Below are 20,675 nucleotides of genomic sequence, written 5' to 3'. Positions count from 1 at the left end.
GTTCAGTTCTCCCGGGGCTTGAAGCCGGCCTTGGCCAACTCGTGCTTGTATTGGACGGTACCGTCCGTCGGATCGATGACGCCGTCGAGGTCCGACAGCCGATCGAGCGATGCGAGCACCTGCTCGGGCAGATCCTCGCGCGACCCGAAATAGTCGCCCCGGGTCAGCAGCGTCCTGGCAGTCTCGAAACCGCCCGCGCCGGCGCAGAGAACCGTCTTGGTCGGTGCATCGGCGCTTGCGAGAGCGACCACCGCCGGGCTGACCAGCGCCGGATCGAGCGCCGCGAGCCAGTCGTCCGGGATGAGGCCCTCCAGCATCCGCGTACCGGCGGTGGGCGCAAGGCAATTGACCCGGATGTCGTATTTGGCGCCTTCGAGCGCCAGCGTGTTCATCAGCCCGACCAGCGCCATCTTCGCCGCGCTGTAGTTCGCCTGCCCGAAGCTGCCGAACAGGCCACTCGACGACGTGGTGAAGACGATGCGACCGTAGGATCTCTCCCGCATGCCGGCCCACACGGCCTTGGCGCAATGCACCGCGCCCATGACATGAACGTTGAGCACGGCGCGGAAATCGGCGATCTCCATCTTGGCGAAGGTCTTGTCGCGCAGGATGCCGGCATTGGCGACGAGGATGTCGACGCGTCCCCAGCGCTCCGTCGCCTCGGCGACCATGGCCTCGACTTCGTCGAAATCCGTCACCGAGGCACTGTTGGCGATCGCTTCCCCACCGGCCTCGCGGATTTCCTTCGCGACGCGTTCCGCCGCCGCCAGAGATCCGCCGGTGCCGTCGACCGCGCCGCCGAGATCGTTGACGACCACCTTGGCGCCGCGCTTTGCCAGCGCCAGGGCGTGTTCCCGGCCGAGGCCGCCGCCGGCGCCCGTCACGATCGCGACGCGGTTCGTCAAGTCGATGGTCAAACCGAAACTCCTTTTGGGATTGTCTGGGATTTGAGACGATCGTTCGCCGGCCCGCCTACATCAGCGAGGGGAGCCAGAGACTGATCTCGGGGAAGATCACGATAAGAACGATCAAAAGGACATAGGCAAGCCAGAACGGCAGGACACCCCGGAAGATGTCGTACATCGGAACGTCCTTGGCGATGGTGGCGATCGCAAAGACGTTGACGCCGATCGGCGGGGTCACGACCCCCAGCTCGACCATGATGACGACGAGAACGCCGAACCAGACCGGGTCGAAGCCGGCATTCATCGCGATGGGAAAGAAGATCGGCACGGTGAGGACGAGCGCCGGCAGCGCGTTCATGAACATGCCGATAACGACGTAGAAGAGGAGGATCGCCGCGATAATCTCGTATCGCCCGAGATCGAGCCCGACCACCAGCGTCGCAAGCTGCTGGGTCAGTCCGCTCAGCGCGATGAAACGGCTGAAGGCGGCCGCGAACATGAAGATGATGATGATGCCTGCCGTCAGCCGCAGGGTGGCGGTGATGGTCTCGGCAAGCTTCTGCGCATCGATCCGGCGCATCGCCAGCGCGATCACGATGGCCCCGAAGACGCCGACGCCCGCCGCCTCGTTCGGCGTCACGGCTCCCGAATAGATGCCGCCGAGAACGAGCAGCATGAGGAGAAGGATCGGCCATGTGCCGGTGCTGGATTTGAACCGCTCGCGCCAGCTGCTCCGCTCGCCGCGGGGCGCAAGTTCCGGATTCAGCGTGGCGCGCAGCGTGATGAGGCAGATCAGAATGACGGCGAAGAGGATGCCCGGCAGGACGCCGGCCATGAAGAGCTTGCCGATCGAGACCTCGGTGATCATCCCGTAGACGATGAAGGCAAGGCTCGGCGGGATCATCACGCCGATCGTCGCCGCACAGGCCACGGAGGCCGTGGCGAGCTTCATGTCGTAGCGATAGGCGCGCATTTCCGGCAGGGCGATGGAGCCCATCGTATAGACACCGGACAGCGTGTCGCCGACGATCGAGGAGAGGCCCGCGCAGGCGATGGTGCTCGCCGAGGCTAGTCCCCCCGGAAGATGGCCGACCCAGCGATAGGCCGAGCGGTAGAGTTCGGCGGCAAAGCCCGATGCGACGACGATCAGCCCCATCCAGGTGAAGAGCGGCACGACGCTCCATGTCTCGTCGCTGACGACGTCGATGGTCGTCGTACCGAGGCTGGTAAGGCTCGCACCCGTCGATATCAGCAGGCTGATGCCGAGAAGTCCGGTCAGCGCCATCGCGACGGCCACCTGTACGCCGAGGAAGATAAGAACGAAGCAAAGCGTGATCGCGGCGACGCCTTTCGCACTGCGCGAAAGCTCGAAGGGCAGGAGATCGGGCTCGAAACATAGAACGAGGATGACGGCGACCACAGCGACCCAGACGACGAGCCAGGCGAGAGCCCGGACATCCGCCTGCCGGGCGACCGTGCCCACTGCGACCATGAGGTTCGCCAGCAAGGCGAGAGAAAACAGGAAGACGAAGATTGCCGCCGCGGCGATGAACGGCCATTCCGGCAGGCCGAGTACACCGGTCACGATGGCGTTGCCCTGAAGGTAGAGGACCTGCTCGGACATCTGGTACGCGGTGACCAGCATCGTCGTCAGCGCCAGCAGCAGACCGCCGACGACGGTCGGCGCGCGCAGATAGTCGGGCATCGCATTCAGGAGAAGATCGACCTTGACGTGGTTGCGCTCGATCTCGACGACGCCGACCGCCGCGAGCACCACGGGGATGGTCAGGAGACCGGTCAGTTCGAGACTGCCCGGAACAACGACAGAGAAGAGGTTGCGCAGCACGACGTCGGCGACCGTCAGCCCCATCAGCGCGACGATCGCCACACCGCCGAGGGCGACAGCGACCTTGCCTGGCCATCGCAGGGCGTGCACCAACATCTTGCCGGCGGCATCGAGCCAGTCGGATATCCGCTCGTTGACCGCCGCGGCAGGCATTGCGTGCGTCACCCCGTTCCCTTTCACGCCCGTTCCGCGGCTGGCGGCTTTTGCCCGTCAGTTCCGCTCGTACAACGCCATCAGGCGAACCGCCTCGTTGAGGATGTCCTTCCCGGGCCACCCCTTCGCATCGGCCTTGGCGACCCATTCATCCCATTGCGGACGCATTTTCGCCGCCAGTTCCGCCTGGTCCTCGTCGCTCAGCGTGATGATGTTTTCAGGCGGAATGTCCGCCGTCGCGGCCGCCGCGCTGTCGGTGGTGTTGTAGAAGAAGTAGAGCGGTGTCAGGTCGGCGAGCCGCGCCTTCTCCTCCGCGGTCAGCTTGTCGTAGGTGTCCTTGTTCATCACCGTCGAATAGGTGCCCGGATTGAGATTGAGGAGCGTGTGGTAGGTCGAGACCTCGTTGAGCTTGAAGTTGTTGACCCAACCCCAGGCCGACAGGACCCCGTCGATCGAACCCCGCTGCATGGCGAGATAGGCGTCCGAGCCGACCATCACCGAAGCGCTCGCGCCGAGTTCCTCGAGAACCTTCACGCCGGCGGGATCCTGCGCCCCGAACACCTTGCCCTTGAGGTCGCCGAGCGTTTTGATCGGCTCACGCGTGTGGAGATGGGATCCCATCGCGACGAAGGTCGCGAGTTCCACCACATTGTCCTGAGGCGAAAAGAGCTCGCCTAGTTCCGGATATTTCTCCCGCAGGCGCCAATAGACGGTGCTGGCGATCGTCTGGTTCTTCGCCAGGCCCGGCAGGCTGAGGAGTTCCATCTGCGGAAACTTGCCGGGTAGGATGGGATGCCAGACGAAGCCGATGTCGAGCAGCCCCGCGCCCGTCGCCTGCAGCCAGTCCTTGAACGGCGTGACCGAGTTCGGCGGGAAGAACTCCACTTTCGCGCGGCCTCCGGTGATCGCCTCGAGCTGGGCGGCGAAGCGGCGGTCCATGTCGTTCCAAGACGTTCCATCCGGCGAGGCGAACTGCATCTTCAGTTCCAGCGCGTCCTCAGCCGATGCCTGCGTCGCCGGCGAGCCGATCAGGCCGGCGAGCGCGACGGCCCCGGCCAACAGCAAATTCCGCATTTCGGTTTCCTCCCTGAGATGCCGGCAGCCGATCCCACGGCCGACAGGACGGCGCTCTTCGGGCGCCCGCGTCCGGCCCAATTCGTAGACCCGCAACGGCAAAAAGAAAAAATCGAAACTTCCTTCAATGCGATAGAAAAATCTGATCGCTTCCGGCAAGGCCGGTCGCTCAGTCCGCTGCAGACGGGGCCGGCGGGGTATTCATCTCCTGAGCCGCCGCCGTCAGGACGCGCCGCAGGATCTGCACCGACGCCATGTCCTCGTGCTCGGCGAGCGTCATGAAGCCGATCTGGATCGGCGGAAAGGTCAGCGCGGGGACGTCGAGCGCGCACAGCTGACCGGCAGCGATGTGACTGTCGAGGACGGAGCGCGGGATACAGGTCAGGAGTTCCAGCTCCCGCGCCAGGATCATCATGCCGGCGAGGTCGGCCGAGATCTCCATCATCGGCGCGGGAACAAGGACGCCGTGATTGCGGAATTCCGCCTCGAGCGCGATCCGGTTGTTGGAATCGGCCGGCGGCAGGACCCATTGCCAGTCCGCCAGCTCGCGGATGGCGATGTCCTTGCGCCCCGCCAGCGGGTGGCTGAGAGAACAGGCGAGGACGAGGTCGGTCTGGATCAGCGGATCGTGCCGCAGCACGCGGACCATTTCCGGCGGCATCTGGTCCCAATCAACCCGGCCGACATAGCAATCCAGCTCGCCGTCCCACAGCGATTGCAGCATGTCCCCGACGATGCCGGTGCGAAGTCTCATCCGGACACGGTCGGTCCCGGTTTCAAGGAGGCGCATGGCGGTCGGCCACATGCGAAAGACCAGAGCAGGGTTGGTGCCGACCCTGAGGATCGGCGACTGGTCCGCACCGAGCTCGGCGACGAGATGGTCGAGCGACGCCAGCCCCGAGCGCGCACGCTGCAGCGCGAGCTTTCCGGCAGGACTGAGCGTCACGCCGCGCACGGAACGCTGCACCAGCGTCGCGCCGAATGCATATTCCAGGTCTTTCACCATCTGAGAGACCGCCGGCTGGGTCCGATTGAGGATCGCGCCGACGGCCCTCAGCGAGCGATGCTCGTCGATGAGTTCCAGGAGCCGAAGGTGGCGCAGACGCAATCCGTCGAGGCGATGGGGCAAGAGAGGCATAGCGGAAACTTATCATATTCAAGAAAGTTTCGACTTTTTCTTTTGGCCCTTTCGGAGATAGGTCTTGGGAGGGGCGCGGTCATCGGACACAAGATCACGAGAACCGCCGCGCCGGGAGGATTTCATGAGGCGCGCCGACGTCATCTCTGGCGGGATTCTGGCCCTGTTCGGCCTGATCATGCTGGTCGCCGTTATTCCGTGGCAGATCGGGGACGGGCCGGAGGGCATGATGTCCCCGAGCCTGGTGCCGCGGCTGATGATGATCGTCATCACCGGCCTCTCCGTTCTGCTCGTCCTGACGAATCTGCGTCGCCAGGGGGAAAAGGAGGCGCCTGCCGAGCCCTCGCCGATTTCGCGCGGCGAGCTCTTCGCTTTGGCGAAATTCCTCGGCCTCTTCGCCGTGGCGCTCGGACTTTATCTCTGGATCTCGCCGCTCGCGGCAGGCCTCGCCCTCGTCGGCGTTTCGCAGCTGCTGCTCGGCGAGCGCAGCCCCCTGCTTCTGCTCCTCATGCCGGCGGCCTTCCTGCTGGCCATCTGGTTCCTGTTCTACAAGCTGCTCGGGACCGCGATCCTATGAGGGCGTCATGGACTATTTGATCATCGGGTTTCAGGACGTCCTCAATCCGACGACGCTGTTCTGGGTGACGGTCGGGGTGACGCTCGGCTACGTTCTGGGCGCCCTGCCGGGGCTGGGCAAGGCGACCGGCGTCGCCGTCGCCATTCCCCTCACCTTCTATCTCGAACCGGCCGCCGCCCTCGGCATGCTCATCGGCATCGCCAAGGGGAGCGGCGCGGGCAGCGCCGTCTCCGCGATCCTCCTCAACACCCCGGGCGAGCCTTCCTCGGCGCCGACGGCCCTCGACGGCTACCCGCTGGCGCGGCAGGGCAAGGCGCAGAAGGCGCTCAAGATGGGCCTTTATGCATCCGTCATCGGGGATCTGTTGTCGACGCTGGTGCTGATCGGGCTTGCCGCGCCGCTGGCGCGCTACGCGCTGCTGATCGGTCCGGTCGAGCTCTGCGCGATCCTCTTGTTCTCGCTGACTTTCATCGGCGGCCTGTCCGGCAATTCGATGATCAAGGGCATGATCGCGGCGGCCTTCGGCGTGTTCTTCGCAACCGTCGGACTGGAAACCGAGACATTCGTGACCCGGCTGACCTTCGGCGTCCTCGAGCTCGACGATGGTCTTTCCCTGGTGCCCCTGGCGATCGGCATGCTCGCCGTCGCCGAAATGATCATCCAGGCCGGCAATATCGCGGCGCTCGATCACGAATCCTCGCAGATCGTCGACGGCGCGGAGCGGGAGGATCGCATCGTCACGGGCGCCGAATGGCGCCGGTGCATCCCGGTGATCCTCAGAGGCACGCTGATCGGGTCGATCGTCGGCATCCTGCCCGGCCTCGGCGCCAGCGTCGGCTCGTTCCTCTCCTACGGCGCGACCAAGAAGGCGTCGAAGACGCCGGAGAAATACGGGACCGGCATGATCGAGGGTGTCGCGGCGGCCGAAAGCGCCGACAACGCCGTCGTCCCCTCCAGCCTGGTTCCCCTGTTCGCGCTCGGCATCCCCGGCAGCGTCATCGCCGCAATCCTGATTGCGGCCTTCATCCTGCACGGGCTGACGCCCGGCCCCTTGATGTTCCAGCAGCAGCCGCGACTGGTGGCGGACGTCTACGCCTCGATGATCTGCGCGAGTTTCATCATGCTGGCGATCGGCTATTTCGGTCAGAGCCTGTTCGCCCTGATCATCAAGGTGCCGCTGCGCCACATCATTCCCGCCGTGCTGCTCCTCTGCTCGGTGGGCGCCTATATGGAAACGAGCAGCGTATTCTCGATCTATGTGATGCTCGCCTTCACCGTGATCGGCTTCTTCGCCCGCAAGCTCGACTTCTCCTTCGTCACGTTCCTGATCGGTTTCGTCATCGGGCCGAAGCTCGAACTGACGTTCCGCCAGTCGCTGCAGCTTCTCGACCACCGCGCGGACAATCTCATCCACCACCCGATCGCCGTCGTCTTCATCGTTTTGACGGTGGTGACCGTGCTGTGGCTCGGCCGCAGCGGTGGTGGCGGGATCACACAGGCAAGCGCGGAGGCGCTGCCTCAGGCCGTGGGTCCCGCTTCCGGGCAAACGAACGAAAAACAATAGGGAGGATCGACATGACGCATTTCGACCGACGTTCCGTGCTCGCCGCAACGCTGGCACTGGCCATGGGCTGTGCCGGCCTGGCGGCGTCCGACGCCCTGGCCGAGGCGGACTACCCCACCCGGCCGATCACCATGTTGGTCGGCTACGGGGCCGGCGGACAGACGGACCTCGTGGCCAGAGCCACGGCCCATGTGATGTCCGACAAGCTCGGGCAGCCGGTCAATGTCGTCAACAAGCCCGGCGTCGGCGGCGCCGTTGCGGCGCGCGAACTCAAGCGGGCGGCGCCCGACGGCTATACCGTCCTGTTCAATTCGAACGCGATGATCAACCTCGCGCCCTTCCTGATGAAGAACGCCTATTTCGCGCCGGACGAATTCGACTATGCCGGCATGATCACGGCGTTCCAACTCGCCATAGCGGCGCCCAAGGACGCGCCCTTCGACGACATCGCCGGCTATGTCGCATGGGCCGAGAAGAACCCGGGCTCGAGCGCCGCCGCCCTCGCCCCCGAGGCACGGCTCTACATCAACGAGATCGTGAAGAAGACCGGCATCAAGGTGAACATCGTACCGGTCCAGTCCGGCTCCGAGATGATCAACGCGCTGCTCGGCGGACAGGTGATGGTGGCCTATTCCGGCGGCATTCACTACCGCTATCCCGATCAGCTCAAGACCATCGCGGCGACGACCACCTTCCGCCATCCCTCGGCGCCGGACGTTCCGACGATCGAGGAACAGGGCTACCCCCTCGGCATGGACACGCGCACCACGCTGATGCTTCCCAAGGGCACGCCCCAGGCGGTGATCGACAAGCTTACGGCAGCGCTGAAGGCCTGCGCGGGCGATCCCAACTTCAAGAAGGTCACCGACGCGGCGGACATCCCGATCCAGTATCTCGACGCCGCCGCGGCGACGAAGGAGATGATCGACAGCACCGCCAAGAACAAGGCGATCGTGGAAGCCGCGGGCGTCGTCGCGAAATAGCCCCGCATGCTGCGGGACCTCTCGGGTCTCGCGGTCGACCCTCCTGAAAAGACGAAAGACGAGCGATGTTTCAGCCCCTCGAAGGCGTCCGGGTGATCGATCTGAGCCAGGTGCTGGCCGGCCCCTATGCCACCTATCTGATGGGCATGATGGGCGCCGAGGTCATCAAGATTGAGAAGCCCGGCGAAGGCGACTGGACGCGGCGGGTCGGCCCTCTTCCCGAACTCGGCGATCGCCGGATGGGGCTTGGATTCTGGACCCAGAACGCCGCCAAGAAATCGGTGACGATCAATCTCAAGACCCCCGACGGCCTGGAGATCGCCCGCAAGCTCATTTCCGGTGCAAACGTCTTCGTCGAGAACTTCAAGCCCGGTGTCGCTGAGAGGCTGGGGCTCGGCTTCGACGCCGTCCGTAAGATCAAGAACGACATCGTCTACTGCTCGATTTCCGCCTACGGCCAGAACGGGCCGTTGAGCCCCCGTCCGGCCTATGACCACGTGATTCAGGGCATGTGCGGGATAATGCTCACCACCGGAAAGCTCGGCGACGGACCGACCAAGGTCGGCGCTCCCTACGTCGATTTCGCCACCGGCATGAACGCCGCCATGGCGGTCATGGCCGCCCTCATCGAGGTCCGGCGCACCGGCAAGGCCGTCAACGTCGACGTCGCGATGCTCGATACGGCGCTGATGCTGATGGCCTCGCTGATGACCCAGCAAAAGTCCGCCGACTGGAAGCCGGTGCAGAACGGCAACGAGGCCTGGAGCGCCAGTCCCTCCTCGGGCGCCTTCGAGACCGCTTCCGGCCTCCTGATGCTCGCCGCCAACAACGAGCCGCAATTCCGCAAACTATGCAGCGTGATCGGCAGAGAGGACATCCTCGACGACCCGCGCTGGGACACGCCGGAAGTGCGCAGAGAGAACGGCCGGGACCTGCGCCGGACGCTCGACGAGACGTTCCTCACGCGCACGGCGGACGAATGGGAGGCGGTGCTGGCCCAAGCCGACGTGCCCGCGGCACGGGCCCGTTCGCTGGACGAGACACTGGCGGAACCGCAGATCGCAGCGCGAGGCCTCCTCTCGGAGATGCATCTCGAAGGCCATGACAGGGCGATCCACGTTCCGTCCCTCAGCTTCCGGGCCAATGGCGAAGCCGTGGCGCCCCGATCGCTGCCACCGGCTCTCGGTGCCGATACCGAGCGCGTGCTGCGGGCCCTCGGCATCGATGGCGCCGAGGTCGAACGGCTGCGGAAGGGCGGCGCAATATGAGCCCAGCACCCATCGCCGACGACGACGCCCTGGAACCGGGAGACGCTTTGGATCCCTGGCCCGGCAAGGCGTCCGAAGTCGCGACGTCCCACCTCAGCGTCGACGCCGGGCCCAAGTGCGCTCCAGTCGCCGTCACCTGTCGCTGGCCGCAGGACACGGCGCCGAAGGCCTATGTCGTCTTCTGCCACGGGCTCGGCGCAGGCGGAAACGACTATGGCGAACTCTCCGCGTTCCTGGCGGCACACGGCTACCTCGTGATCCACCCGACGTTTCCCGACTGGATCGGCGCAGTCGCAACCGCGGAGCCCGGGCTCGGCTACGCAGCCGGCGATCCCGACCTTCTTCGGTGGACGACCATCCCGGCCCTGCGCGCCCGGCTTTACGAGATCCTGCACACGCCGTTCTACTGGCTCGAACGGATCCGGATGGTGCGCGCCGTCATGGCGGATCTCGACACCATCGTAGATCGCACCTGCGGCAGGCCGATCCGGCCGATGCCGGGCGTGATCGCAGGCCATTCCTTCGGCGCCTACACCGCGCAGATCCTTGCCGGTGTCGAGATCGACGTTCCGGGAGACGGCCTTTGCGATTTCGCCGACGAGCGGTTCAAGGCGGCGGTTCTCCTGAGCGTCCCGGGGCGTGGTCAACAGGGGCTGCGCGATGGTTCGTGGAACCGGATGAGCCGGCCGGCCCTCATCGTGACGGGGACGAAAGACGAGGGATCGAGAGGCCAGGACTGGGTCTGGAAGACCGAGCCGTTCGAACTGGCGCCGCCCGGCGACAAGTATCTGGCGATCTTCGCCGACGCCGATCACTATCTGGGCGGCATGACCGAGAACGATCCGACGCCCCACCGGCCGGACCAGAAGCAGGCGGTGTTCCGGCTGACCCTCGCCTTCCTCGATGCCCATGTGCCGAACGAGGGAGCCGCCGCCCGCTGGCTGGCCTCGATCGACGATCGGATCGGCGATTGTCCGGTCACGTTCAAACGGAACAGTCGGCCCGTGTCGAATTTTTTGTCGAAGGAGTAACGGGCCAGGTGATGCGGCCCAGTCGGCCTGCGTGAGGCCGGCCGGATGATCGCGCACCACCCGTTCGAATATCGTGGCCTACAGGTATTCGACATTGGCGCAGACGCCGATCGCCTGCCCCGAGATATTGGCGCCCGCCGGCGAACTCAGGAACAAGACGGTCAGCGCGACGTCGTCCGGTTCGACCATCCGGCGGAGCGAGATGCTGGAAACGTATTCTTCCTCCACCTCTGCGAAAGTCCGGCCCGAGGCTTCGGCCTTTGCGGTGATCACCCTGTCCATCCGCGCGCCGCGGACCACGCCCGGCAGGATCGCGTTCACGCGGACCCCTTCCGGGCCCATTTCCTTTGCCAGACTCGCGGTCAATCCGACGATGCCCCATTTTGAAGCCGAATAGGGCGACCGCATCGCATAGCCGAACCTGCCGGCAACCGACGAGATGTTGATGATCGCGGCGTCGTTGCTCTGTTTGAGAAGCTTGGCCGCCCGGCGAATGACGACGAGCTGGCCGACGAGATCGATCTCGATCGTGCGGCGAATCTCGTCGATCGACAGGGTTTCGATCATTCCCGTCGGCCCGGAAACGCCGGCGTTGTTCACCAGCACGTCCAGTCCCCCGAACGTATGTTCCACGACATCGAACAGACGATCGACCGCCTCGGGATCGGACACGTCAGCGGCAACGCCTTGGACATCGGGATGCTCGGCCCTGAATTTGTCCAAGGCCGCTTCGTCCACATCGCAGATCGCCACCTTTGCGCCGGCTTCCAGAAATGCCGCGGCGATCGCGGCGCCGATTCCCGACGCGCCGGCCGTCACGAGCACTCTCAAGCCCTGCCGAGGATGTAATCTTTCCAAGTAGGTCACGGTTTCTCATCTTTCCTTCAGCGGCCCGTGGCCGGACAGACTTGTTCCATTCGCTCAGGCGACTTCCAGCCAGCGGCGGCGAATGTCCGGAGTTTCTGCCAGTTCGCCGGGCGTACCGCGGAACACCAGCTCGCCGTGTCCCATCACCACAACCTCGCGGGCGACCTTGAGCGCGATCGTAAGCTTCTGCTCGACCAGCACGACGGCGACGCCTCTGCGGCCGATGTCGAGGATCACCTCCATCACGACCTCGACGATCTTCGGCGCCAGGCCCTCGGTGGGCTCGTCGATCAACAGCAGGCGGGGGTTACCGAGAAGCGATCGGCAAATCGTCAGCATCTGCTGCTCGCCGCCGGAGAGATAGCCGGCGCGGATCGCGCGCCTCTCCTTCAGGCGGGGGAAATAGCCGTACATCTCCTCGACCGACCAGCAATGGGCCCCCGGCGTACCCTTTTGGGTGCCCATCGCGAGGTTTTCGTCGACCGTGAGGTTGGGGAAGATCAGCCGTTCCTCTGGGACATAGCCGATGCCCTGCCGGCAGATGTCGTAGGGGCGCCGCCCGACGAGTTGACGTCCGTCCAGCGTCACGCTCCCGGCGGTGGGCGGAACCAGCCCCATCATCGCCTTGAGCAGCGTCGAGCGACCAGAGCCGTTGCGACCGAGCAGCGAGAGGATGGCCGCCTCGGGGACCTGCATGTCGATGCCATGGAGAATGTGGCTCTTGCCGTAATGGGCGTGGAGACCTTTGACCTCAAGCAAGCTCATGACGCCTCCTCGCCAAGATAGGCTTCCTGAACCTCGCGGTTGGCACTGATGCGCTCGGGTGTGTCGGTGGCCAGGATCGAGCCGTAAACCAGCACCGAGACCCGGTCGCAGAGGCTGAAGACGACGCTCATGTCGTGCTCGACCATGAGCAGCGTCTTGCCTTGCGTGACCGAGCGAATGAGTTCCACCGCCTCGGCCGTTTCCTCGCGGGACATGCCGGCCGTGGGCTCGTCGAGCAGGATGACGTCGGCGCCGGTGGTCAGCGTCATGCCGATCTCCAGCGCGCGCTGCTCGGAATAGGTGAGGTCTCCGGCGAGGTCTTCGCCGCGAGCGCGAAGCCCGACACGTTCGAGTACTTCGGCGGTCTCTTCGTTCACCCGCCGCATCCTCGAGATCGGGCGGAAGAGCCCGTAGCGCACGCCGTGACGTGCGAGGACGCCGATGCGCAGGTTCTCGAAGACGCTCAAGCGATGGAAGATGTTGGTGATCTGGAAGGACCGCGCCAGCCCCGCCCGGTTGATCCGGTGCGGCGACAGCCCGGTGATGCCCTGCCCATCGAGCAGGATCTCGCCGGACGATGGCGGGAACATCCCCGAGATCAGGTTGAACAGCGTCGACTTGCCCGCTCCGTTCGGGCCGATCACCGCATGGCGCTCGCCGGGGCGGATGTCGAGGTCGACGCCCTGGATCACTTCGATCGGGCCGAAGGATTTCGTCACGCCGGCCAGGTGCAGCGCCGGCAGCTCCGTCCTCGTCGCGCTCATGCGGGCCCTCCCGGTGCAGCGGCTTTCGTTTCCACCGGACCGTCGCTCCTTCCCACCCGATCCCAGAAACCCGCGATCGACCGGCGAGCGCGGACGAGGATCACGCCGCCTACGGCGACGAGGACGAGGGGCAGCAGCCAGGTGAGGATGCTGACCGGGTTCCAGCTGATGCCGAACAGATCGTAGTTCGGCAGGCCGTCCACGGCGTCGCGCATCCGCACGGCGTAGCCCTGGCCGAACAGCACTGCGACAGTCTCGGTGAGATAGACCACCCCGCCCGCGATAAGCAGCCCTCCGAGAAGCGCCAGGGCATAGGGGCCGGCCAGGCGCGACCGATCGAGCTGCCGTCGGTGCCGGGCATGGAACTGGACCACGCCGCCGATGCCGGTCGGCGCGAAGAGCATCACCAGGACGAAGATCAGGCCCTGGTAGAAGACCCACGACCGGGTGAGGTCGGAGACCAGGAACGAGAAGAGCGTGAAGGCCGCGGCCCCGACTACCGGGCCGAAGAACACGGTGGAGCCGCCCACGAAGGTCTGCAGCACCACTTGGGCGGAGACGTCGGTGGCGAAGAGCGAGTAGTTCGCCGTCTCGTTCGAGATCGCCAGCAGAGCGCCTGCCACGCCCGAGAACATGGCTGAAATGGCGAAGACGATGACCTTGGCCGCATGGGCGTCGTAGCCGAGGAAGCGCACCCGCTGTTCGTTGTCGCGCAGCGCCAGGGTCAGGCGCCCGAAGGGCGTGCGGGTGTAGGTCCAAAGCGCCAGACCGCAGATCAAAACCCATCCGAGGGTCAGATAATAAACCTCGATAATCGATCCGAAGACGATCCCCTGCCACGGCATGCGCATCGAGGAAACGCCCGACTCCCCGCCGAAGACGCCCTGGAGATGCGGTGCTAGCGAATGGAAGAGTTCCGCGATGGCGAGCGTCACGAGGGCGAAATAGACGCCGGAGCGCATCGTCGCGAAATAGCCGGCGACGATCCCGACGAGGAGCCCGGCGGCCGCGCCTGCGACGGGCAGCAGCGGGGTGGGGAAATCGAACCCGTCCTCGACCGCGATCATCAGGTGGAGCGCCGCGAAGGCGCCGATGCCGAAATAGGCGGCATGGCCGAAGGAGAGCAGGCCCGCCTGGCCGATGAGCAGGTTGAAGGCGAGCGCGAAGAGGCTGGCGATCAGGACGTTCACCAGCGCGTTCTGCCAGGCGATCCCGAGAAAGGGCGGCACGGCGACCAGCAGCAGCAGGATGGCGGCGAGGATCAGGATAGTGCGCATCGAAGCCATGTCAGTTGGGCTCGCCCATGAGACCGGCCGGTCGCACCAGAAGGACGATCAGCATCAGGGCGAACGGGATGGTGGCGCTGACCGAGGAGAGTTCGAGCGTCATCAGCCCGCCGAGGGACCGTGCCCAATCTCCAAGGCCGAAAAGACCGAAGAGGCCTGCCAGCGACCAGTCGAGGCCGACCGCGAAGGACGAGAACAGGCCGATCAGCAGCGAGGCGAGCAGTGAGCCCTTGAGCGAGCCGAGCCCGCCCACGACGACGACCACGAAGACGATGACGCCGAGTTCGATCCCCATGTTGGGGTTGGTGGGGTAGAAGGCCCCTGCGACCGCTCCACCCAGGCCGGCGAGCGCCGCGCCCGTGCCGAAGACGAACATGAAAACCATCGGGATGTTGTGCCCGAGCGCCTCGGCCATGGCGGGAAGCCGCTCGGCCGCGCGCACCACGATGCCGGTGCGCGTCCGCGTCAGAAGCAGCCAGAGAACCGCGAACATGACCACCGCCACACCGCCGATGAAGAGACGGTAGAAGGGATAGTTCGAGCCGAAGACGCTGAAGGCGGAAAACCGCAGGTCCGCCGGCATCTGGTAGTTCACCGGGAAGTCGCCGAAGAAGAGCTTGATCAGCTCCTCGATGATCAGTGCCAGACCGAAGGTGAGAAGCAGTTCGTGCGCATGGCCGTGGGCGTGGACCCGCGGCAGCAGGAAGCGCTCCACCGCCATGCCGATGAGGCCGACGACGATGGGCGCAACGATCAGGCCGATCCAGAATCCGAAGATCGAGGACACCGCGTAGGCGACATAGGCGCCCAGCATGTAGAAGGAGGCATGGGCGAAGTTGAGCACGCCCATCATGCCGAAGATCAGCGTCAGGCCGGCCGAGACCATGAACAGCAACAGGCCATAGGTCACGCCGTTCAGCGTGGAGATGATCGCGAATTCCATCGGGTCTTCCGGGATGAGGAGATCAGGCGGGCCGGCCGGCGAAACACGCGGGCCGGCCCTGGCGCGGAGAGGTTATTCCTCCGGCCGCTGCATGTCGCAGCTCTCCTGCACCGGATAGATCGCCTCCTCGGCGGGAACGATCTTCACCGTCTCGAAGCCCATGTCGGTGTCGTCGGCGGGATATTTGGCATTCTCGACGACCTTGGACACCACCACGGGACGAATGGTCTGGTGGTCCTCCTTGCGGACCGTGACCGGACCGACCGGGGTCTCGTAGGTCGTATCCTCAAGCGCCAGCGCGATCTTGGTGACGTCGATATCGCCGCCGCCGAGGTCGAGCGTTCCGAGCGCCTGCTGAAGCTGGGCGAGAGCGAAGGCGGAATGCCCCTCAACGAAGATCGGGACGTGGCCCGTCGCCTGCTTGTAGGCCTGCGGAAACGCATCGCTCTCGGAGGCGGCATTGTCGTAATTGTTGGCGATGTAGTGGCCGAGGGCGGTCTTGCCGGCATTGGCGATGTTGCCGGGCTGGTCCAGGAAGGCGGTCGCGAAGGTCACGTCCAGCCCGGCGTCGCCTGCCGCCTTCATCAGGAGAAGCAGGTCGTTCGACCAGTTGCCGGTGAAGACGGTGTCGGGAGCGGCCGCCTTGATGCGCGCGACGAAGGGCGCGAAGTCCTGGATCTTGTTCACGTCGTGCAGGACCTCGTCGACGACTTCGTAGCCGCCCTCCCCGGCCGCGGCCTCGACGGCCGCCTGCACGTCCTGGCCCCAGGAGTAGTTCTGGTTGATCGCGTAGGCCTTCGTGCCGAGGTCGCCTGCCTCCTTCATCGCGTTCACCAGGGCGTTGACCCGCATCGGCGCGGTGGTGGTGAAGCGGAAATGGTAGAACTGGCACTTTTCGCCGGTGAGTTCCATGGCCTCGCCCCCGAGGTTGATGAACATCACCTCCTTGCCGGGATTGCGGATGTTGTGCTTGCGCACGTCCTCGGTGAGCTGGCCGGCGATGGCCGACGAGGCGCCCTGAAAGATGATGTCGACGCCGTCGGCGACTGCCTGGCGGAACTTGTCGGCCGCCTCGGGGGCGCCGCCGGCATTGTCGTATTCGGTGACCTGCACCGGCTCGCCGTTGAAGCCGCCAGCCTCGTTGATCTTGTCGACTCCGTATTCGACGGCCGTCGCGTAGAGGCGGCCGGTCGAGGTCTGCGAACCCGAAAGGCTTTCGATGATGCCGATCTTCAAGGGTTCGGCATGGCCGGCCGAGGCGGCAGCGACCAGGGCTCCGGCAGCGGCAATCGTCGTCGTCGCGATACGTTTCATGGTGATCCTCCTCAAATCGATGATGTCTTGTCGCGGCGCCAACTGACCCTCCCAGCGAAACCTGCGAGCAAGCGTTCTTGTCCGGCATCGGTGCGGAGACATCCGTCTCTCCGCTTGAAGCCGCGCGACCGCCGTTCGTCTTCCGCGACGGCACAGCCAACAGCGTGCGACCGCCTTCCCGCAGGTGCAGAACACCTGCGCGATCACAGCCGGAAATGGCGACGGTATTCCTCCCCGCCTGCATCGGCGCCTGCTGGAGCCGATCCATAACGACGATCGATAGTGTCACGCGTTGCGTTGTCTGAATATGTATGGTTGTGACAGGTTGGACGTCGTTATAGGTGTTAAAGCCACCATCGAAACGGAAATCACGCCGAAGCCAGCTCAGGCTCCGCGAGTACCATGCGGGGGGGACGAGATGCCGCCTGCCAAGATGCTGTCGATCACCGTCGATCTGCTGGAGCGAATAGCCCGTGGCGCTGCCGACACCGAAACCAATGCGTTGCTCTCGGCGCTGCGGGCCGAAGGAGAAGGCTCAGAGGATCCGCTCGCCGCGGAAAGACTGCTCGGTCAGTTGGCGTCGCAGGTGCGGTATGCGCGCGAATCCGCTCTGGCAGACCGCGGGCTCAATCTTCTCATCGAGACGGCCCACGACCTCTCGAGCACGCTCTCCCTGCAGGATCTCCTGCGCAAGATCGTCAGCCGGGCGCGCAGCCTCGTCAGCGCGGACATCGCCTGGCTGACGATCCGCGACGAGAAGGAAGGCCTGTTTCGCAACATCGCGGCAGAGGGTCATCTTGCCCCCGGCACGGCAATGATGACGTCGCAGTTCGATCGCGGCGCAGTGAGCGTGATCATGAACACCAAGACCTTCTTCACCACGTCGAACTATCTGGCCGACGATCGCTTCACGCATTCCGCCGCCCTCGACCGTCAGTTCGGCATCGAGAACATCGAATCCCTTGCAGGCCTTCCGGCGTTTTCCGGCGACACCGTGCAGGGGCTGCTGTTCGTCGCGGACCGCTACGCCAGGCAGTATTCGGGACGCGAGATATCGGTGCTCGGGTCCTTCGCCCAGCATGCCGGCATGGCGATGCGCAACGCCCGGACGTTCGAGCGCCTTTCGGAAGCGCTGGACGAGACCGAGCGCAATCGAAGCGCGCTGGAGCGCCACGTCAAGCGTGTCGAAGCCTCCGCCCAGACCCATGACGAGATGATGTCCCTCTTGGCGCAAGGGGCGGACCTTGCGACCTTCATGCGGCGCATGGCAGGCCATATCGGCGGGTCGATCCAGTATCTGGACAGCGCCTTGACCGTCCGCCACGAGGTGACGGCGGACGAATATGACGGCTTACTCAGCGAAGAGATGCGGCAAGGCAGACTGGATCAGACGCAGCTGTTGTCGGCCCTCGTCCGCTCCCGCGAGAATGGCCGTTCCGTGCTCCTGTGCGAAACCGGTAACGAACGCTGCCTGGTTCTCGCTCTTCACGGCGGCAGCGTGCGCGGCGACAGCCTCATCGTCTGCCACACCGGCCGCATCGACGAGATCCATCTGCGCAATCTCGAGCGCAGCGCCGTTGCCCTGTCGATCGCGAAATTGTGGACAGAAAAGCGGGAGACGGATCGGCTGATCGCCTCGTCCACCCTGCTGCGACACCTCGTGCTCGTCTCGCCGACGGATGCCTCCACGGTCGCCTCGGTCCGCGACCGGCTCGGCCTCGGCATGCAGCAGCCGGTGCGGCTGGCCCTGATCGTTCTGTCCGGCATGAAACGGGAGGAACAGACCGCCCAGATCAGACAGGCCGGCGGGCGGCTCAACATTCTGCTCGATCTCATCGACGGCGCCTATCTGGCCGTCGGGCCGCTCAAGGAGGTCGACAAACTGATCGAAACGTTGAGCCAGCGGGGCGAGTCCGTGCAGATCGGCGGCCTGATTTCGAAGCCCTATTGCGACCTCGCGGCAAGCCCCACCCATTACGCCAGGCTCGGCAACGCCCTGCGCACGATGGAAAGGATCGCGCCTCTCCATCGGTTCATCGGGGAAGGCGACGTCAATTTGTTCGCACGGCTGTTCGAGGGTGGCGACCCGCGGCGGATCCAGGAGTTCGTGAAGAATACGCTCGACCCCATCACGGCCCGCGATCCGCGCGGCAGGGCTCAGTTGAAGGCGACTTTGCTGTGCTTTTTCGATTGCCAGTTCAATATCGCCCGCGCTGCCGAAGAGCTGGACATCCACGTCAATACGGTCCGCCGGCGCCTGGAGACCCTGCGAGAAGTGACGGGCGGCTGGAACGATCCAATCGCGGCGCTCGAACTGCATGTGGCGCTCAAGCTCGACAAGATCATTTCGACAGCTTGATCGATCACGCAGCGGGCCCTCGGCCCTGCGACCCGGCTTCCTCGCGCGAGGAGGGGTTTTGGGGTAGCTTTCCTCCCGATATTCGGTCCGGATTGGGCGTAGCTGCACCTATCGATCCCCCGTCTACCATGCTGTTCTGCAGTTGGCGGCGTCCGGCAATGCGGCGGCGTCGATCATGGGGCGGGGGGGCGCCACGACACGGCTGCGGGGGACGGTTCGGGAGGACATTTCACGAAGGCCCGTCATCCAGCAGAAGGTCGGCCTCGAACCGCTCCGTCATCTTGGGAGGGATGAACGCATGAACACACTGGCAAGGATCGCCGCCGCGATCCTCATGACGACGGCGTCGGCGACCGCGACGGCCGCCTTGGCCCAGAACGAGCCGCCGGAAAGCGAGGCGGCCGCCTCGGACCGCTGCGAGGCGCTCGGCAATTTCGGGATGGACGGGGCCTATGTCACCTCCACCCGGGTCGTTGCCGCGACCGACGACCTGCCGGCCTATTGCGAGGTGCGCGCCACCGCCTTGCCGGCGATTTCCATCGAGGCCCGGCTGCCGCTCACCAACTGGAACGGCAAGTTCTACCAGACCGGATGCGGCGGCTGGTGCGGCATCCTCGGTCGCGCCGACGCCAGCGGCCGCTTCGTCAATGCGATGGGCCCCGGGCTGGCTCGCGGCTACGCGACCGCGACCTCCGACAGCGGGCACCACGGTCTCTCGGTCGTCGATGCGGACTGGGCCGATGCCAATCCCAACGCCGAACGCGACTGGGGCTGGCGTGCCATCGGCGAAACCTACCGCGTCGGTCGGAATTTGATCGCGGAATTTTACGGAAAACCCGGCGGCGATTCCATCTTCCAGGGGTGCTCGACGGGCGGGCGCCTTGCCCACATGGCCTCGCTCAGATATCCCGAGAACTATCAGGGCATCATCTCCGGCGCCCCGGCGATGAACGAGACGGCTCTGGCGGGGCCGACGCTCGCCTGGATGGTCAAGGCGAACACGGACGCGGATGGCCAGACGATCCTCAAGCCGGGGAAGGAAGCCCTGATCGGCGACGAGGTGATGCGGCAATGCGATGAACTGGACGGGGAGAAGGACGGCCTGATCTCCGATCCGCGCCTCTGCAAGCCCGACGTCTCGACGCTTCTTTGCGGGACCGACAGCGACGCCAAGCAGTGCCTGACCAAGGCCGAGATTGGCGTGGTGACGAAATGGTACCAGGCACCCGTCAATTCCAAGGGAGACAAGCTGTTCCCGGGCGGTATACCGGCGGGGTCGGAACCGTTCTGGGGGCTCTGGCTGACCGGCAGCGAGGACGGAACGGCGCCGCTGAACCCGCAATTCGCAAAGTCCTTCGTCGCATATCTGGCCTTCGACCGCGACCCCGGTCCGGAATGGGATCCGGTGGACTTCGATCTGGACAAGGATCCGGCACGCATGTCCCGGGCGGCGGAGATGTTCAACTCCGATTCACCGGACATTGCGAAGTTCCGGGCGGCGGGCGGCAAGATGATCGTCTGGCACGGCTGGGCCGATGCGATCGTCCTGCCCTTCCAGACCGTCGACTGGTTCGAAAAGCTGAAAGGCGCGGCCGGCGGCGCCGAGGAACTGGCGAAGACCGTGAAGCTCTTCATGATCCCGGGGATGGACCATTGCGGCATCCTGCCCGGGCCGGGCGGCATCGCCATGGAGACCATCGATCCGCTCGGCGCGCTGGAACAGTGGATGGAAACCGGCAAGGCGCCGGATTCGATCATGCGCGACAAGTGACCGTCGAAGAGACCAGCGGGCGGCGGCAATCGCCGCCCGAACGCCACACATGCCGTCGAACCGACGT

17 protein-coding genes are annotated in these 20,675 nt (G+C 65.2%); 7 read left to right on the top strand and 10 right to left on the bottom strand.

Annotated features, from left to right (window positions below):
* Positions 1-2: 2 nt before the first annotated feature.
* The 4 genes from GTK09_RS23265 to GTK09_RS23250 all read right to left on the bottom strand — a co-directional run bounded on the left by GTK09_RS23265 (position 3) and on the right by GTK09_RS23250 (position 5,116).
* On the bottom strand, positions 3-917 hold the full coding sequence (locus GTK09_RS23265; RefSeq protein WP_163465802.1) for an SDR family NAD(P)-dependent oxidoreductase: 915 nt from the start codon (positions 915-917) through the stop codon (positions 3-5).
* Positions 918-972: 55 nt separating this feature from the next.
* Complete coding sequence (locus GTK09_RS23260) at positions 973-2,916, bottom strand: TRAP transporter large permease (protein WP_163465801.1); 1,944 nt, start codon at positions 2,914-2,916, stop codon at positions 973-975.
* A 45-nt stretch (positions 2,917-2,961) separates the two neighbouring features.
* On the bottom strand, positions 2,962-3,978 hold the full coding sequence (locus GTK09_RS23255) for a TRAP transporter substrate-binding protein (protein WP_163465800.1): 1,017 nt from the start codon (positions 3,976-3,978) through the stop codon (positions 2,962-2,964).
* Between the two features lie 169 nt (positions 3,979-4,147).
* Positions 4,148-5,116 (bottom strand): LysR substrate-binding domain-containing protein, encoded by a 969-nt coding sequence (locus tag GTK09_RS23250; protein WP_163465799.1) that lies wholly within the window; start codon positions 5,114-5,116, stop codon positions 4,148-4,150.
* A 124-nt stretch (positions 5,117-5,240) separates the two neighbouring features.
* Between GTK09_RS23250 and GTK09_RS23245 the strand changes: the two genes are divergently transcribed.
* The 5 genes from GTK09_RS23245 to GTK09_RS23225 all read left to right on the top strand — a co-directional run bounded on the left by GTK09_RS23245 (position 5,241) and on the right by GTK09_RS23225 (position 10,539).
* Positions 5,241-5,693 carry a tripartite tricarboxylate transporter TctB family protein gene (locus GTK09_RS23245; protein WP_163465798.1) on the top strand — a complete coding sequence of 151 codons (453 nt, stop codon included), beginning with the start codon at positions 5,241-5,243 and terminating at the stop codon, positions 5,691-5,693.
* Positions 5,694-5,700: 7 nt separating this feature from the next.
* On the top strand, positions 5,701-7,257 hold the full coding sequence (locus tag GTK09_RS23240; protein WP_163465797.1) for a tripartite tricarboxylate transporter permease: 1,557 nt from the start codon (positions 5,701-5,703) through the stop codon (positions 7,255-7,257).
* A gap of 11 nt (positions 7,258-7,268) precedes the next feature.
* Positions 7,269-8,240, top strand: a complete 972-nt coding sequence (locus GTK09_RS23235; RefSeq protein ID WP_163465796.1) for a Bug family tripartite tricarboxylate transporter substrate binding protein — start codon at positions 7,269-7,271, stop codon at positions 8,238-8,240.
* Between the two features lie 65 nt (positions 8,241-8,305).
* Positions 8,306-9,508, top strand: a complete 1,203-nt coding sequence (locus GTK09_RS23230) for a CaiB/BaiF CoA transferase family protein (RefSeq protein WP_163465795.1) — start codon at positions 8,306-8,308, stop codon at positions 9,506-9,508.
* Positions 9,505-10,539: an alpha/beta hydrolase family protein gene (locus tag GTK09_RS23225; protein WP_163465794.1), complete on the top strand. Its 1,035-nt coding sequence runs from the start codon at positions 9,505-9,507 to the stop codon at positions 10,537-10,539. The genes GTK09_RS23230 and GTK09_RS23225 overlap by 4 nt, the downstream gene beginning before the upstream one ends.
* A gap of 78 nt (positions 10,540-10,617) precedes the next feature.
* Here the strand turns inward: GTK09_RS23225 and GTK09_RS23220 are convergent, their stop codons facing one another.
* The 6 genes from GTK09_RS23220 to GTK09_RS23195 all read right to left on the bottom strand — a co-directional run bounded on the left by GTK09_RS23220 (position 10,618) and on the right by GTK09_RS23195 (position 16,484).
* On the bottom strand, positions 10,618-11,364 hold the full coding sequence (locus GTK09_RS23220; RefSeq protein ID WP_312869946.1) for an SDR family oxidoreductase: 747 nt from the start codon (positions 11,362-11,364) through the stop codon (positions 10,618-10,620).
* Between the two features lie 96 nt (positions 11,365-11,460).
* Positions 11,461-12,171 (bottom strand): ABC transporter ATP-binding protein, encoded by a 711-nt coding sequence (locus tag GTK09_RS23215; protein WP_163465792.1) that lies wholly within the window; start codon positions 12,169-12,171, stop codon positions 11,461-11,463.
* The gene (locus tag GTK09_RS23210) at positions 12,168-12,935 is read right to left on the bottom strand and encodes an ABC transporter ATP-binding protein (RefSeq protein ID WP_163465791.1); all 768 of its coding nucleotides are present in this window, start codon (positions 12,933-12,935) and stop codon (positions 12,168-12,170) included. Before GTK09_RS23210 ends, GTK09_RS23215 begins: the two co-directional genes overlap by 4 nt.
* Complete coding sequence (locus GTK09_RS23205; RefSeq protein WP_163465790.1) at positions 12,932-14,221, bottom strand: branched-chain amino acid ABC transporter permease; 1,290 nt, start codon at positions 14,219-14,221, stop codon at positions 12,932-12,934. The genes GTK09_RS23210 and GTK09_RS23205 overlap by 4 nt, the downstream gene beginning before the upstream one ends.
* Before the next feature lies 1 nt (position 14,222).
* Positions 14,223-15,164: a branched-chain amino acid ABC transporter permease gene (locus tag GTK09_RS23200; protein WP_163465789.1), complete on the bottom strand. Its 942-nt coding sequence runs from the start codon at positions 15,162-15,164 to the stop codon at positions 14,223-14,225.
* 72 nt (positions 15,165-15,236) lie between these two features.
* Complete coding sequence (locus GTK09_RS23195; RefSeq protein ID WP_376768044.1) at positions 15,237-16,484, bottom strand: branched-chain amino acid ABC transporter substrate-binding protein; 1,248 nt, start codon at positions 16,482-16,484, stop codon at positions 15,237-15,239.
* 412 nt (positions 16,485-16,896) lie between these two features.
* Between GTK09_RS23195 and GTK09_RS23190 the strand changes: the two genes are divergently transcribed.
* The gene (locus GTK09_RS23190; RefSeq protein ID WP_163465787.1) at positions 16,897-18,837 is read left to right on the top strand and encodes a helix-turn-helix domain-containing protein; all 1,941 of its coding nucleotides are present in this window, start codon (positions 16,897-16,899) and stop codon (positions 18,835-18,837) included.
* A 298-nt stretch (positions 18,838-19,135) separates the two neighbouring features.
* A complete protein-coding gene (locus GTK09_RS23185; RefSeq protein ID WP_203561175.1) occupies positions 19,136-20,608 on the top strand; it encodes a tannase/feruloyl esterase family alpha/beta hydrolase in 1,473 nt (490 codons plus the stop codon).
* The last annotated feature ends 67 nt before the right edge of the window (positions 20,609-20,675 follow it).

The sequence above is a fragment of the Jiella pacifica genome, assembly GCF_010500815.1.
Lineage (GTDB): Bacteria > Pseudomonadota > Alphaproteobacteria > Rhizobiales > Rhizobiaceae > Jiella > Jiella pacifica.
The sequence above is the reverse complement of the archived record's forward strand: the minus strand, read 5'-3'. Positions and strand labels throughout refer to the sequence as shown.

Bases quoted from the DNA above. Each gene is read 5' to 3' on its own strand.
- GTK09_RS23185 (WP_203561175.1), top strand. From the start codon at position 19,136: ATGAACACACTGGCAAGGATCGCCGCCGCGATCCTCATGACGACGGCG.
- GTK09_RS23205 (WP_163465790.1), bottom strand. From the start codon at position 14,221: ATGGCTTCGATGCGCACTATCCTGATCCTCGCCGCCATCCTGCTGCTG.
- GTK09_RS23255 (WP_163465800.1), bottom strand. From the start codon at position 3,978: ATGCGGAATTTGCTGTTGGCCGGGGCCGTCGCGCTCGCCGGCCTGATC.
- GTK09_RS23235 (WP_163465796.1), top strand. From the start codon at position 7,269: ATGACGCATTTCGACCGACGTTCCGTGCTCGCCGCAACGCTGGCACTG.
- GTK09_RS23200 (WP_163465789.1), bottom strand. From the start codon at position 15,164: ATGGAATTCGCGATCATCTCCACGCTGAACGGCGTGACCTATGGCCTG.
- GTK09_RS23245 (WP_163465798.1), top strand. From the start codon at position 5,241: ATGAGGCGCGCCGACGTCATCTCTGGCGGGATTCTGGCCCTGTTCGGC.
- GTK09_RS23215 (WP_163465792.1), bottom strand. From the start codon at position 12,171: ATGAGCTTGCTTGAGGTCAAAGGTCTCCACGCCCATTACGGCAAGAGC.
- GTK09_RS23190 (WP_163465787.1), top strand. From the start codon at position 16,897: ATGCCGCCTGCCAAGATGCTGTCGATCACCGTCGATCTGCTGGAGCGA.
- GTK09_RS23230 (WP_163465795.1), top strand. From the start codon at position 8,306: ATGTTTCAGCCCCTCGAAGGCGTCCGGGTGATCGATCTGAGCCAGGTG.
- GTK09_RS23210 (WP_163465791.1), bottom strand. From the start codon at position 12,935: ATGAGCGCGACGAGGACGGAGCTGCCGGCGCTGCACCTGGCCGGCGTG.
- GTK09_RS23225 (WP_163465794.1), top strand. From the start codon at position 9,505: ATGAGCCCAGCACCCATCGCCGACGACGACGCCCTGGAACCGGGAGAC.
- GTK09_RS23250 (WP_163465799.1), bottom strand. From the start codon at position 5,116: ATGCCTCTCTTGCCCCATCGCCTCGACGGATTGCGTCTGCGCCACCTT.
- GTK09_RS23240 (WP_163465797.1), top strand. From the start codon at position 5,701: ATGGACTATTTGATCATCGGGTTTCAGGACGTCCTCAATCCGACGACG.